The 14,821-nt window shown below is 39.8% G+C and carries 13 protein-coding genes and 2 riboswitches; of the genes, 3 read left to right on the forward strand and 10 right to left on the reverse strand.

The window, feature by feature from the left end:
- Positions 1 to 81: 81 nt before the first annotated feature.
- The 10 genes from P4V41_RS20875 to P4V41_RS20920 all read right to left on the reverse strand — a co-directional run bounded on the left by P4V41_RS20875 (position 82) and on the right by P4V41_RS20920 (position 12,073).
- Positions 82 to 600 carry a hypothetical protein gene (locus P4V41_RS20875; RefSeq protein WP_198769372.1) on the reverse strand — a complete coding sequence of 173 codons (519 nt, stop codon included), beginning with the start codon at positions 598 to 600 and terminating at the stop codon, positions 82 to 84.
- Positions 601 to 620: 20 nt separating this feature from the next.
- The gene (locus P4V41_RS20880; protein WP_328087109.1) at positions 621 to 878 is read right to left on the reverse strand and encodes a hypothetical protein; all 258 of its coding nucleotides are present in this window, start codon (positions 876 to 878) and stop codon (positions 621 to 623) included.
- Positions 879 to 1,456: 578 nt separating this feature from the next.
- Positions 1,457 to 1,855, reverse strand: coding sequence for a hypothetical protein (locus tag P4V41_RS20885; RefSeq protein ID WP_328087110.1), 399 nt, complete (start codon positions 1,853 to 1,855; stop codon positions 1,457 to 1,459).
- Between the two features lie 117 nt (positions 1,856 to 1,972).
- Positions 1,973 to 2,719, reverse strand: a complete 747-nt coding sequence (locus P4V41_RS20890) for a prepilin peptidase (protein WP_328087111.1) — start codon at positions 2,717 to 2,719, stop codon at positions 1,973 to 1,975.
- 162 nt (positions 2,720 to 2,881) lie between these two features.
- Complete coding sequence (locus P4V41_RS20895; RefSeq protein ID WP_328087112.1) at positions 2,882 to 4,180, reverse strand: NCS2 family permease; 1,299 nt, start codon at positions 4,178 to 4,180, stop codon at positions 2,882 to 2,884.
- A gap of 328 nt (positions 4,181 to 4,508) precedes the next feature.
- Positions 4,509 to 4,610: riboswitch (purine riboswitch) on the reverse strand.
- A 102-nt stretch (positions 4,611 to 4,712) separates the two neighbouring features.
- Positions 4,713 to 6,242: a glutamine-hydrolyzing GMP synthase gene (gene guaA, locus P4V41_RS20900; RefSeq protein ID WP_328087123.1), complete on the reverse strand. Its 1,530-nt coding sequence runs from the start codon at positions 6,240 to 6,242 to the stop codon at positions 4,713 to 4,715.
- A 163-nt stretch (positions 6,243 to 6,405) separates the two neighbouring features.
- Positions 6,406 to 6,507, reverse strand: a riboswitch (purine riboswitch).
- A gap of 40 nt (positions 6,508 to 6,547) precedes the next feature.
- Positions 6,548 to 8,746 carry a transglutaminase domain-containing protein gene (locus P4V41_RS20905; protein WP_328087113.1) on the reverse strand — a complete coding sequence of 733 codons (2,199 nt, stop codon included), beginning with the start codon at positions 8,744 to 8,746 and terminating at the stop codon, positions 6,548 to 6,550.
- Positions 8,733 to 10,004, reverse strand: coding sequence for a DUF58 domain-containing protein (locus P4V41_RS20910; RefSeq protein ID WP_328087114.1), 1,272 nt, complete (start codon positions 10,002 to 10,004; stop codon positions 8,733 to 8,735). Before P4V41_RS20910 ends, P4V41_RS20905 begins: the two co-directional genes overlap by 14 nt.
- Positions 10,004 to 10,978 (reverse strand): MoxR family ATPase, encoded by a 975-nt coding sequence (locus tag P4V41_RS20915; RefSeq protein ID WP_328087116.1) that lies wholly within the window; start codon positions 10,976 to 10,978, stop codon positions 10,004 to 10,006. The genes P4V41_RS20910 and P4V41_RS20915 overlap by 1 nt, the downstream gene beginning before the upstream one ends.
- 384 nt (positions 10,979 to 11,362) lie before the next feature.
- Positions 11,363 to 12,073, reverse strand: coding sequence for a hypothetical protein (locus P4V41_RS20920; RefSeq protein WP_328087117.1), 711 nt, complete (start codon positions 12,071 to 12,073; stop codon positions 11,363 to 11,365).
- Between the two features lie 306 nt (positions 12,074 to 12,379).
- On the opposite strand from P4V41_RS20920, the gene P4V41_RS20925 reads away from it, so the two are divergent.
- The 3 genes from P4V41_RS20925 (at position 12,380) to P4V41_RS20935 (ending at position 14,763) form a co-directional block, all read left to right on the forward strand.
- The gene (locus tag P4V41_RS20925) at positions 12,380 to 12,904 is read left to right on the forward strand and encodes an ECF transporter S component (RefSeq protein ID WP_328087119.1); all 525 of its coding nucleotides are present in this window, start codon (positions 12,380 to 12,382) and stop codon (positions 12,902 to 12,904) included.
- A gap of 132 nt (positions 12,905 to 13,036) precedes the next feature.
- Positions 13,037 to 13,444, forward strand: a complete 408-nt coding sequence (locus P4V41_RS20930) for a hypothetical protein (protein ID WP_328087121.1) — start codon at positions 13,037 to 13,039, stop codon at positions 13,442 to 13,444.
- A 137-nt stretch (positions 13,445 to 13,581) separates the two neighbouring features.
- Positions 13,582 to 14,763, forward strand: a complete 1,182-nt coding sequence (locus P4V41_RS20935; protein ID WP_328087122.1) for a DUF4317 domain-containing protein — start codon at positions 13,582 to 13,584, stop codon at positions 14,761 to 14,763.
- Positions 14,764 to 14,821 lie beyond the last annotated feature (58 nt).

The raw sequence follows: 14,821 nt of genomic DNA on the forward strand, positions 1-14,821 counted from the left end.
AGTTATTAAATTACACATAGGAAAATAGAATCAATTAAAAAAAACAACCACCTATCTTAAGATAGATGGTTGTTAATCAGATTAACGCAGCGTCCCTTCCCATTCCCAACGGTAAGAATCATAACTTCGAGGTCCTTTAAAGAATGTTACTTCTTGTTTTTCGCCTGGCTTTATAGTTATTGATTTGGTGGTGTATTCTTCTACAACTTCATTATCCTTAACCAATTCCACATGTACTTTTCCCTTATACGTTCGTTTATTGTTATAGTTACCTACGTAAATATAATGGGAAATCGACTTTGTTTGTGAATCAGTTTTTATAGACAGTCTTACGTTATTTAGGGATTCATTCTCTTTATCCCCTTGTTCTTTATATTGTTTATCCAATACTTCAAAAGCTTCTTCTTTTCTATTATCGTTTGATATGTCTACAAAAGTCATAATGACATTAAAAAATATTACACAAAACAGAAAAGACCCAATAGCCCACATCCAACCCGCTTTCTTGCTTTCAGGACTTTTCTTTAAGTACGCAAAATATGCAGCAAAAATACCAAAAAACACACCAATTCCACTCATAATTAAAAACTCTATTCTCATAACACTAACCTCCAATTATATTATTTTTTTAACTCACCTAACCATCTCCACGAGTAACCTGGGTTCCATGTATCATAAGTAGTATTTTTAATTTCCTTTTTTTCACCAGGTTTTATAGTAATCGTTTCCGTAACATGAGTAAATACCTTTTTGTCTTTCTTGTTCCTAATTGTAATCTGTATCTTTCCTTTGTATGTATATAGTTTATTGAAATTAGCAACATAAATATTATATGAAGTATATCTCTTTACTTTTTCTGGAGTTACAACAAGTTCCAAATTTTTATAGGACTCTTTATTCGAATCCCCACGATCTTCATATGTTCGTCCATGAGATCTACGACCGCTATAATTCCATTTACCACAATTAAACAAAATGCAAAACTACCGACTGCCCAATAAATACCTTTTTTAGTTTGGTTTAAATTCCTATAATAGCTAAACGATCCAACAGCAAGAAAAATTCCAAATACAAACGCCACAAAATTAAACCAAAAATTTAGAGGATTCAGATGCACTTTCAACTCCCTTTTTTCCTTTTCAACTAATATACATAATTAATGGATGTTATAGATGATTATAATAGTTTTTATAATAAAAAAACTATATAACTATTCCTTAAGCTCACCCAACCATTTCCAAGAGTAGCCTGGGTGCCAAGTATCATAGTTAGCATTTTTAATTTCTTTCTTTTCACCAGGTTTTATAGTGATTGGCTTTGTAACATGGGTGAAAATTTTCTTATCTTTCTTATTCCTAATCGTGATTTCAATTTTCCCTTTGTATGTATAATTTGTTTCTTTTCTCCTGGTTTTATAGTAATTTTTTTAGTTGTGTATTCCCCGTCAACTATTTTATTATTGATAATGGTTTTTATATAGACCTTTCCATGAAATGATACCTTTTTTGTTAAAATTAGCTACATAAATATAATGAGTATCTTGCCCCTTATTTTTATCAGTTTTAAGTGATAATTCCAGGTTAGCAAAAGACTCTTCTTCTTCCTTTCCTCTTTCTTCATTGTTTTTTTCCATTTCTGTATATGCAGCTTTTACCCTTTGCTCGTCTAAATAGTTCACATACAGAATTATCCCATTAAAAAAAACCATAACTCCTATAAAGACTGCTGTCCCCCAAAGTTCAGCTCGAATTTGACTAACTTTTTCTTTCTTTTTCTTTTTGTAATAACCTATTCCAAATATTAATGCTAAAATGAACGCTAGTATTTTCCAAAATATAATTAACCACACTTGCAATGATACCTCCTAACTTAACCCTCTTCTATATGTATCTGTAATCCTCAATCTACTCTAATTTTCATACCCTACTTACGCCCAATCCAAATCAAAGTTTCGACATAAAAAAAGTTGAGGTTAAAAAATCAACCCCAACAACTCTTCACTATAATAAAACGTCACTAACGCGCCTACCGCTAAATACGGTCCGAACGGGATTGCGGTCTTTCTGTTATATTTCTTCGTTACTAATCCTACGATTGCGACTAATACGCCTACTATGGACGCGACCATCAGTGTTAGGTATGCTCCTTGAAACCCGAGTACGATTCCTAATACGCCCATCAGCTTAATATCTCCACCGCCGATCCCGCCTTTAGAGAGAATGGCTAACAACAATAAAAATAAAAATCCGAGCAGACTTCCGACGGCCGCATCTACCCAGCCTCTAGGTTCGAAGATCACTTGTAAGACTAGGAACCACACGAAAAATACGATCAGTACTTTGTCCGAGATGATGAAGTACAACAAATCGGAAACGGTAATGATGGCGCATAACAAAACGAGTGAACAAGCTAGTAGCAGTTCGATCGAGAAACCGTATTTTATGTATGAAAAACTATAAAGAGCACCTGTTGCGAGCTCTACCATCGTATATAAAAGGGGAATCGGCTTCTTACATGTTTTACACTTTGCGCCTGCAGCTACAAATGAAACGATGGGAAAAAGCTCGTACCATTTCAGCTGTCTTTCGCAATGGTCACATTGTGAACGTTCTACACCTATTACCTTCATCCCTTTTGGCAGACGATAGCCGATTACTCCGCCGAACGAGGCTAACACTGCTCCTACTACAAAAAACCAAACGGTCCACATTGCTTCCATTTCCCACTTCTCCCTTAATCTTCATTCTGCACACTATTATAATGAAGAAACTAATTTTTTGCATCTCTCTTCCTTAAAGTTATCGGCTTCCTTTTTTATTTGTTTTCCTGCACATACAAAAAAGGAATGCCCGAAAACGGACATTCCTAAGAAAGTTTTTCACTATTCGACTAAGAATACGAAATAGCTGATAAAGACGATGAAGAGAACCCACATGATTGGGTGAACTTCTTTTACACGTCCTTTTACTGTCATTGTTAGTGGGTACATAACGAATCCTAGTGCGATACCTGTTGCGATGCTGTATGTGAGCGGCATTGCAATCAATGTTAAGAATGCTGGTACTGCAATTTCTAAACGGTCCCACTTGATCTTGCTTAATACGGATACCATCAGTACACCGACGATGATAAGTGCTGGTGCTGTTACAGATGGTGTTACGACAACTAATAATGGCGAGAAGAAAAGAGCTAATAAGAACAATCCACCTGTTACAACGGACGTGAATCCTGTACGTCCACCTGCAGCTACACCTGAAGCTGATTCGATGTAAGCTGTTGTTGATGATGTACCAAGGATCGCACCAACTGCGATCGCTGATGAATCGGCAAGCAATGCTTTACCTGCACGAGGCAGCTTGTTGTCTTTCATGATTCCTGCTTGTGATGCAACTGCCATCAATGTTCCTGCTGTATCAAAGAAATCAACGATAAAGAACGTTAGAACAACGATCATCATATCTACTGTGAAGATTTGATCAAAGTGAGAGAACGCTTGTCCGAATGTTGGTGCAAGGCTCGGAATCGCTCCTACGATATGATCTGGCTTATTGATCAGGCCAGCAAAGATACCAACTACAGCTGTGATCACCATTCCGTAGAAGATTCCTCCACGAACGTTTCGGATCATCATTAAGATCGTAATGATAAAACCAAAGATAGCAAGCAGAGTTGGACCTTTTGTTAAGTCACCAAGAGAAACAAGTGTAGCTTCGCTTGGAGCAACGATTCCTGCGTTTTTCAGTCCGATGAATGCGATGAACAGCCCGATACCGGACGCTGCAGCAAACTTCAGATCTTCTGGGATTGCATTTATGATGGTTTCGCGAATTTTAAATAATGTAATAAAAATAAAGATAATTCCAGACATCAATACGCCAGCAAGTGCTGTTTGCCACGGAATATCCATGACCAAGACTACTGAGTAAGCGAAAAATGCATTAAGTCCCATACCTGGAGCAAGAGCGATCGGATACTTCGCTACGATTCCCATGAAAAGTGTTCCAAGGGCCGCTGCAAGTGCAGTCGCCGTGAACACGGCACCTTTATCCATGCCCGCATCACCTAAAACCGATGGGTTAACGAATAAAATGTAAGCCATCGCAAGGAACGTTGTTAATCCCGCTGTTGCTTCTTTTTTGTAAGAAGTATTGAACTCCTTGAAACCAAAATACTTTTCCATCTATATATCCCCCTATACCCTGTCTACGTATAAAAACGAAAGCTATTACTAGTCGCTTTTGGATGAGGTTGATTTCCGTTTTAGGTGCTCGCTTTCCGCGGGGCAAGCGGTGAGCCACATTCGTACGTTTCACGTATAAGTGTCTCACCTGCACGCCTGTCCCGCAGGAGTCTCGCACCTTGCACTACAATCAACTTTCAAAGATGAAATTCAGCGACTAGCAGCAATCTATAGAAAATAACTAACAAAAAGACCCAAGGGACAAGCCCTTGGGTCTGAATACGTAAGAGTTAATGAAACGTGGCCTATGCAAAGAGAGCATGTGCGCCATGTTTCAAAAATCCTTCGTAGTCAGACCATTTACGGCAGTCTGGTAGAAACTTTCGGGCCATATCCCCGAATTTATACGTAGGAAATACATTTAATTTTTAATTACTACTTGAGTATAGGTCGAACTTTGTCGTACGTCAAGCATTTTCACGAATGATTTTATGTTATTTTACGATAATCGTTCGTGTTTTCACTTACAAACCTATTCCCACTCGATTGTTGCTGGTGGCTTAGACGTAATATCGTACACCACTCGGTTGATGTGATCCACTTCGTTTACGATACGAGTAGAGATCTTTTCTAGTACGTCCCAAGGGATACGTGCCCAGTCAGAAGTCATTCCGTCGATCGACGTTACGGCACGGATACCGATCGTGTAATCGTACGTACGAGCGTCACCCATTACCCCAACACTACGGATGTCAGGTAGGACTGTGAAATATTGCCACACTTCACGCTCTAAGCCTGCTTTTGCGATCTCTTCACGAAGAATGAAATCAGACTCACGAACGATTTCTAACTTCTCTTCTGTAATCGCACCAAGTACACGGATTCCTAGACCTGGTCCTGGGAACGGCTGACGCCAAACGATGTGTTCAGGAATACCAAGCTCTGTACCTACTTTACGCACTTCATCTTTAAAGAGTGTGTTAAGTGGCTCGATCAATTTGAACTGCATATCTTCAGGAAGTCCGCCAACGTTATGGTGAGACTTGATCGTTTGTGCAGTTGCTGTACCGCTCTCTACGATATCTGTGTAAAGCGTACCTTGTGCAAGGAATTCTATGCCTTGTAGGTTTGACGCTTCTTCATCAAATACGTAGATAAATTCGTTACCGATGATCTTACGTTTCTTCTCAGGATCAGAAACACCTTCAAGCTTGCTTAAGAAACGTTCTTTTGCATCGACTTTAATGATGTTGATGTTGAACCCTTCGCTGAACGTTTTCATTACTTGATCGGCTTCATCTTTACGAAGAAGACCGTGATCAACGAAGATACATGTTAATTGGTCACCGATCGCTTTATGAACAAGAACAGCAACAACAGATGAGTCAACGCCACCTGACATTGCGCAGATCACTTTTTTGTCGCCAACAACGTCACGGATCTTTTGAATTTCGTCTTCGATCCAGTTTTCCATCGTCCAGTTGCCTTCACATTCACAAACGGATTTTACGAAGTTATCAAGAAACTCGATACCGTACTCTGAATGACGAACTTCTGGGTGGAATTGTACGCCGTAAAGTTTACGAGATACATCACTCATCGCCGCTACAGGACAAGAAAGACTTGTTGCGTCCGTTACGAAACCTTCTGGTGGTGCAACAACTAAGTCACTATGGCTCATCCATACCACTTGTTGTTCTGGAAGATTCTCATAAAGCTTGTTCGTGTTCGTTACTGTAATCTCTGCTTTACCGTATTCACGGTGACTCGCGCGCTCTACTTTACCGCCAAAGTGGTAGCTCATCAACTGCATACCATAGCAGATACCAAGCACAGGGATATCCAGATCAAAAATAGCTGGATCACAAGCTGGTGCCCCGTCTGCATAAACAGAGTTAGGTCCACCAGAGAAGATGATTCCTTTTGGGTTCATTTTCTTTATATCTTCCGCCGTTGTCGTGTGCGGATGTAATTCACTGTATACTCCTAAGTCACGGATACGACGTGCAATCAACTGATTATATTGTCCACCGAAATCTAACACAACGATCATTTCACTCATTACGTGCAAATCATTCGTTACGCTCATGTACTCACCCCATCTATTATTATCAGCTATAGTATCCGTCAGCTTGTCTATCTTTACACTTTCTTTATAAAACAAAAAGAATTCTACCCTTGTTTTCCACATACAAAAACAAAGGCAGAATTCCTTAAAATGTAGCTATAAAGAATCCTGCCTTCATAGTCAGGTCATTTTCGGCAACCCGGTAGAGACTCTCGAACCTTATTATCGAGGATATACGAAGGAGAATAATATCTGACACTATAATCTTAAAGACATTCTAACAATGCCTGTTATAGCGGTCAAGGGCGGATTCTTTTAATTAAATTTTCCCACAATTCTTTATGAAAATCATTCCACAGATCTGACTGCTTTTTCGGACTGAATTGAACCCCTTCATACGCTTTTGCGAGGATTCTCATGTCCTTTGAATCGAGCTCTCTGTCAACATATAGAGCGTACTCTCTCAACGTAAAAGCAGGTCTTCTTTTTATGCCATATACCTTTAATAACCACATCAATCGTTCGAATGCTTCTTCAAAGCTATCAGCACCTTTTTTGTGTTTGTAGCGCCAAATCGTGTACTGACGTAGCCATTTTTTGCGGAACAGATAAGCGAGCGCTACGATCACTATAAAACCGATTAATACGATAACAGCTAACGTTCCAACAGAATTAAAGATTGAATCTGAACCTGTTTTCTCGCCAGAAGCTGAGCTATCGTCCTTCGTTACGTCTTTTTCAGGCTTGTCCGGCTGAGTCGGAACAGGTGCAGCTGGTGTTGAATCCTTTTCTTCACTCTCCGGCTCGAATGGATTATCAAATCCGCGTGTTGGCTCGAAAGGAACCCATCCAATACCTGAAAAATACACTTCTACCCAAGAGTGGGCGTTTGCGTTTGTAACAGTATATTCGCGAAGACCATCATCACCTAGTGCCTCAAAGGTTCCCGGAGTAAACCCTTTAACCCAACGTGCAGGTATGCCAACAGAACGGAGCATCACGACCATCGATGTTGAAAAGTTATCACAATATCCTTTCTTTGTCTCAAACAAAAATTGATCGACGTAATCTTCATCTCCCTTTGGAACTGCAACTTCAATCGTGTTATAGCCATAAGCGTTTTTAGCAAAATAACCCTCAACCGTTTTGACTTTATCGTAGATTGTTGGTTGGTTTGCTGTTACATTTCGCGCTAAATTTTTTACCCTTTCTGGTAAGGTAGTTGGAAGCTGCAGGTAGTTTTCTGTTATTGCTTCAGGATATTGATTGGTTGAAGCTTTTAGCTGCTCTTCTTTAATTACAGGCAGCTGGTAGTCCATCTCGTATTCAGAAAGCTTCTCTTCTTCTCCACCTTGAAAAGTAGAGATTTTTCCGTTCACACCATCTAACTGATAACTGATATCCGATTCTGTCTTAATATTGGTTAGCTTTCCTGGGATCATTAAAAATGAATATTCTTTCCTTTTTTCCGCTTCAATACGTGCTTTATGGTCTTTCATTTCTAATCCATCTTCCCAAATTCTCGTGTAATTCGTGTCTACTGAAGGATTATCAGCTTCAAAAGTGATTGCCTGAGTCGGTATTGAATTCTCCCACCCTTTACCGGTGTAGAATTCCTTCGTTTCTATCCGCCAATAATGCCTGCCGTTATCATAAGCGGTGAAGATCGGCGTATAGTCGAACTCAAACGGTCCACCAAGCTGGCTATCGTTTTCACCATAACCAATCTTTGCGATTCCAGAGCCTTTTCCTAGTCCTTCTTCTTCACCCTTTCCTGACATATTCTGAATGAACGGAACAGGATCTGGCCAGATTGGGGAGGCTTTTGGTGCCACATAACCTAGAGCTGACGACAACGCGATTACGCCGGAAAGTGGTGCCACCCAAAGAACAGGAAACTTTCCTTTTAAAAGTGAGAAGCCTTGCGTTTCAATTATCTTCATCATTCGTAAGATACCGACCAAGATCAGACCGATGAAAACGGTACGGATGATCGCAAACTTCCCATCATACACCGTAAATGTATCCAGTATCGATATATAGATGACTGTGATCAAGAAGAACAGAAAGATTCTGCGGGTCTGGACGAGCCAATAATGCATCAAATAACTGACCAGCCAGAGTAGAACAAAAAACAATAAACTCCGAGAGAGTGATGTCATCTCGTCCCAGTTTTGATCTGAAAAAAGCCCTAGATTATATTTGATATCTTCAATCAAAAATGGAACCCATTTAAAGGATAAGAAAACATCAAAAAAGTACAGCGAATGAAGCGCATATAACATCGCTCCCAATTTCACCGGAAAAGAGATCCAGAACGGAAGCTGAAAATACGTAACGATAAACAAAAACAACGTGTACATCACAAAAATCTGAATATCATTCGTGGACGTAAGCTCTTTAAGCGGTCTCAACCATTCCCACAAAAGAAGAAACCCTAAGCTGTAAAGAACTAATACGTGTAGTGTTGACGCTTGTTGCTGATTAGATTGAGGCATACGTGCCACCTGCCTTCAGCGATTCGTTAAAATCAGAACCAATGATCGGTGTTACAGGCACACCGAACTGTCTGATTCGAGAGATGTACGTGAGTTCTTGACTCTTTAACTTGGAGTCAAGCGCTAGATAAAAGAAAATCACGTTCGTTTGCTGTCTTGACGCGATAAGCTCGAGCGATTTCATTGTGTACTCAGAAAGGTTCGGGGAAATGATAAGTGCCGTCTTTCCTTCCATATAGCCTGCCATGTATTCCTGCTTCAATCGTTCTTCAAACGGCAGCTTCACGTCTGATTTTACTTTCGCTAGTTCGTGAAGAATCCGCCACTCTTGTTCAACGCCTATGTTCATCGGGATTTCTTTTCCTGATAACGGATGATAGCCGATCGAACCACCCTTTGAGATTGCATAGTGAACGATGGAAGCCGCAAGCGATACGCCGCGTTCAAACAGCCAATCATGCGTGCCGTAGCTTCTTTCACAATGATCAAGCACGATTACAAAATCATCGTTCCGCTGCTGTTCAAATACTTTCGTCAGCAGCTTGTTTGACCTTGCACTCGCTTTCCAGTGCAGCCAGTTCATTCGGTCACCAGCCACATAATCACGTACACTAACGGTTGAAGTGTAGTCGGTAAACGAACGCTTTCCTACCTTTTTCATACCTGATTGAAGCATCTTTCCTGCTTCCCACCGCTCGATATCTTGATATTGCGGGTACACAAAGATCTGATCTCGAACAGAGACACTCGTGCTTTTTAAGACAAAGCCAAAAATGTCGCCTGTACTAATTTGAATCTGATCGAATTTAAACAACCCGCGCGGTGCAGGATTGATCGTGTATGAATATTCTAGATGTCTTCGGAACAACGGAAACAACAGAATACGAGACTGAATTTGATGCGTATTGCCCTCGTATCGCGTTTCACGAAGCAGCACTTCTGGCAGCACGTCCTCTAACACAACATAAAAGAGCGGGAAGTTGCTTCGTCGCTTTATAACGATCGTCACTTCTACTTCTTCGCCTGCCATCAGCTTGTTTTTCGAGATATAGCGTTCGACTTTCAACCGCTGAATTGGATAGAAAGCCATCGTTATGGAATAAAGCACAAGCGGAAGTACACTGTAAAATAGAAACCAGCTTACGAACCCTCCCTGAAACATGGCAAAAGAGAATGTAACAAGTAGTAAAAAGATGATCCCTGAAAACCCGATCGGTGTTTTATACCGCTCGCGATATTTATGGAGAAATGCCTTCATTATGCATGCTGTTCCTTATGAATAGGTGCTGGCACACGGGCCAAAAGCTCATTGATTACTTCTTCAGCTGTAATCCCTTCAAAACGAGCTTCAGGTTTTAATAACACGCGGTGAACTAGAACATAAGGTGCTAAGTATTTCACATCATCAGGGATTACAAAATCACGGTTCATGAGCAATGCATAAGCCTGTGCTGCTTTTAATAAAGCGAGCGATCCACGCGGACTGACACCGAGCGCAATGGATTTATGATTTCTTGTACGGTTGATCAGGTCGACGATATATCGTTTGATCGAATCCGATACATAGATGTTCTTTACGGCTGTTTTCAGTTCTGTAATCTCTTCAGGTGAGATGGCTGGTTTAAGGAGGTGGATCGGGTGTTCGTTTCCGATTACGTTGAGTACATTAAACTCTTCCTCTGGAGTCGGATAACCCATCGTCAGCTTCATTAAGAAACGATCAAGCTGTGCTTCTGGGAGCGGATAAGTTCCTTCGTATTCAATCGGGTTTTGGGTGGCCATAACTAAGAACGGATCGGGCAATATGTGGGTCTGTCCATCAACGGTCATACTCATTTCTTCCATGGACTCAAGAAGTGCAGATTGTGTCTTAGGTGACGTACGGTTGATCTCATCGGCGAGAATGATGTTTCCAACGAGAGGACCTGGTCTAAATTCAAAGCTCATATCTTTTTGGTTATATATCGATACCCCCGTCATATCAGACGGCAATAAATCAGGTGTGAACTGGATGCGGTTAAAGGTTAGGCCCAGAGATTTAGCGATAGATCGCACCATCATCGTCTTTCCTACTCCTGGTACGTCTTCAAGTAAAACATGTCCCCCTGCTAATAACGAAACCAGTGTTAACTCTGTAACCTTTTTCTTACCTACCATAACTTTTTCTACGTTTGCGATAACCTCTTTAAGCTGAGGATGATATTCAAATGTCTTTTCATTTCTAGCGTTCATGATAGACTCCCCTCTAACATTTCTGTCTCTACATTATATAATCTTTTCCTTCCTTTAATTATTCTCATCGGACAGACGATATTCCTTGTTTTTTTACAAAAAAAGAGAAGTTTCGATATTAGTGAGCGAATGAAAAAAGATGCACCCTATACAGTGCACCTTAATGGCTATTTCTGATCTTGTTTGGAGTTCTTAGATTCTGATTTCCCTAACTTAAAAAACATGCTGTTTTTGTAGATATTTCTCGGGAAATTGTAGAAATATGACGATTGAATGTTGAAGAATGTATTTTGTATCGTTATAAAATCCATATCGGGTCACGATATAACTATGTAAAAAAGAGCTTCATAACGCTTGACCGTATCGCCCCCCGATACACACAACTTACTTTCTAAATAAAGAAAGAATCGCTTCCCATTTGCTTTTCGTCCGGCTTTGAACCACGATTTCTAATCGTCTATTGAAATCGTTCTGCAGACGCCATTCCTTGACTTGTTCTTCTCTTAACTTTTGAATTTCCTGCTGCAGAAGTTCACTTTTCTCTTTTTCCTGTTCTAGCAATGTTTCGTATTGTTCTTTCTGTTGATTGGTCAGTTTCTCAATCTTAGCGTTTGTTTTCTGAGCGGCGTTTCCTACGTTTGCACTGATTGCATGATGATCTTGTTGAAGTCTTGATACGGTTACTTTGAGCTCTGACATATCGTTTGTCAGCTGGGCATTCATCTCGCGTGTCGCTGCTAATTCATTCGCAAGCATCATTAAGACTTCTCGTAATTGGTTCGGGTCTTGTGGAAGGTTCTCATATGTATCGGGTAGCGCTACGTCCGTTTGAACTGTTTCTTTCAATCTTTCCTTTTGTTGAAGGACAATATCTTTAGCTGTATCGTCTAATGGCTTGTCTGTATCGCGTAGCGCTATGAGCGATTCGATGTCAGATTGAACGAAGATACGGCGATCTCCATCCTTTAAAAACTCATATCCGTTTCGTTCTAAAATTTGTCCATACTTACGGACTGTAGGTGTTGCAATGCCTACTTCTTCTGCAACTTCCTTGGAGGAGAAAGCTCGTTCATTCGGTTGTATATCACGTCGCATATCGGACCTCCTTCATTTCTCTTCATCTATTCCTTATATCGCCATGCGATACATATCGTTTAATTCCTCTACTATAGGCATTCGCAATGAACTGTATCGATACGTCTATGCTCTACAAAATAAATTTCGGCAAATGTAACGCTCTCCCCTTCTTTCCTTTAGACAAAACTTGCTCATTGCACTAGTTAATTTTTCTATTTCTTCACCACACCCAGAAAATAGCTGTTTTCTAAAAGAATAGGGACATATATAATAAATAAGTGCCATTATTTTTTTACATTCATTTTTTATGAAAGAGGTTATGTTATGAATACTACTTATTCATCGATACAATCGACGAAAACAAGAATGTTAGTCATCAGCGCACTATTCGTGGCACTGACTCTTGTTGCAACGATGTTCATCAATATTAAGCTTCCGATCGCAGGAAACGGTGGGCTTATCCACTTAGGTAACATTCCTCTATTCGTAGCAGCTTTTGTTTTCGGTAGAAGAACAGGTGCGATTGCAGGTGCTTTCGGAATGGGATTATTTGATCTTCTATCTGGTTGGACGATCTGGGCTCCGTTCACGTTCATCATCGTTGGTGCAATGGGCTATGTAGCGGGCGCTATATCGGAAAAAGTACCAGGTAAACGTGTCCTCGTCTACTCAATGGCAGTGGTGGTAGCTATGCTGATTAAAGTGGTAGGCTATTATTTTGCAGAAGTTGTGCTTTACAGCAACTGGATTGTACCGTTTGGATCCATTCCAGGAAACGTTCTGCAAGTTGGATTTGCTGGACTTGTTGTGGTTCCACTCGTAGCGCGTATTAAGAAAAGAATTCTTTAGTAACAGAGACCCTGTATCGTATCGGCTTAACCGCTATGCGATATGGGGTTTTTTTATATTTAAGAAGTCTACTGAAACCTTTTAAGAATTTGACGAGAATTTCCATAAAACGGATATTTTTTGGGGTGTAAAATGAAGAAGTCATTACTTAAACTGATTCTTATTACGTTAAGTATCTTGTTTGCTGGGTGCAGCGTTTATTCTGAAAGTAAAGAGACCGCTCTAAATCTCATTATACAGGATATAAAAGAAGCGCTTATTATTACAGGCGATGTGAATAAGACTTTTAAAAATAACAAGGCCGTTAGAATTGCTAGAGATGCGATACAGTCTGCTGAAAGAATACCTGGAATTTTAAATGTGTCAAAAAATAATTTAGAGATGACTCTAGTTGATTCAAACGGTAATAAGGAGAACTATTTACTTTGGTTACGAAAAGACAGTGATAGTGGAATGATTATGTATGTCGACGATACAAGTACGGGTTATACCCTGCAGCAACTTGACGTTGTTAAATTAAAAAAGATATTAAACTACTAATGCAACCAATCTATGAACCAACAAAACTTCACCTTCACACTTCACTCCTTCTGAATGTTAAAATAAAGAATACTTCCCTGTTAGACATATAGAGAGTGTCGACTTAAAATCGCAACAACTTAGGAGTGTATACAAGCATGAACAAAAAAGATATCGCTCAAATACGAAAACAGTTCAAAAAAGAGAATGATCTACTGAAGATCTCCAGCATTTTTAATGTGTATATTACGAAAGAATCCAGCGAGATCTATCATCACGTGAGTCAGCCTTTTGAGATGCTAGATGCTGAACAACAAGAGCTGTTCTTTAATAACTTTAAAAAATTGCTTGGTGGAAATCTTGATGAAAAGTTATTTGAATTAAAGTTTAATAGAAATGCTGAAAACAATAGCCAGCTTATTCTGCACCAAGGCTTACTTGCAAGCGATACAGAAGACTGGAAAGAACGCATGCTTCAAATGGTAGGAAAGATGCTCTTAAACCGACAGTACGAAAAGGATATCGTGATTACCTTCATTAAGGGAGAATACTATAAGCCGACGAAGCGCAAAAATGATGAGGCTGAGATTAGCGAACGAGATGCCGTCTACTCCTTCCCCTTTATTCTGTGCAGCATAAACAATACACAAGAACCGAAGAAAGAACTGCTCTTTGATTATGTGGAAAAAGAGTTCAAATACAATTTCGTGGTCGATCCTATCATCAACCTGAACGCACCGATCGGAGGATTTCTCTTCCCATGTTTCAGCGATAATGCAGCAGATGTGAACCACATCCTGTATTCAGCAGGAAAAGTTCATGAGCCTGATTATGAATTCATCGTAGACGTTTTAAATGGCGAAGAAATCATGACGGCAAAAGACGATAAGATCGTGTTTGAAGAAATTATTAAAGACGTAACACAAGATCAATTGAACACGTCTACCCTATCCAATGTGTATGAAGAAATCAATCGAATGATTGAAGAAAATGAAGAGGAAGAACATCCTCGCTTAGATTCGAAGGACGTTGAACGCGTTTTAAAAGCGAGCGGTGTTGAAGATATCAGTGTGGAGAAAGTAGAATCCGCTTTTCAAAAAGTGATTGATGATGACAAGTATGAAATCAAAGCGAGTAGTGTTGTACCGAAATACAACTCAAAATCAATTAAGATTGACACAAAGGTAGCTAAAATTTCAATTAGTCCACAAGATTTAAGGTATGTGAAGCAAGTGCAGCTTAGCGGTAAACGTTACCTTATGATTGAAGTTGAGGAAGATACAGTGATTGAAGGCTTTACGATGATTCCAGAGGCTTTTAGGGAGAAGGTTGAGAAATAGATAATTAACAGATAGAAAAAAAGCTACTCACAAGTTTGTTTGAACTGTAACCAATAAT

The organism is Fictibacillus nanhaiensis (genome assembly GCF_036213205.1).
Taxonomy (GTDB): domain Bacteria; phylum Bacillota; class Bacilli; order Bacillales; family Fictibacillaceae; genus Fictibacillus; species Fictibacillus nanhaiensis_E.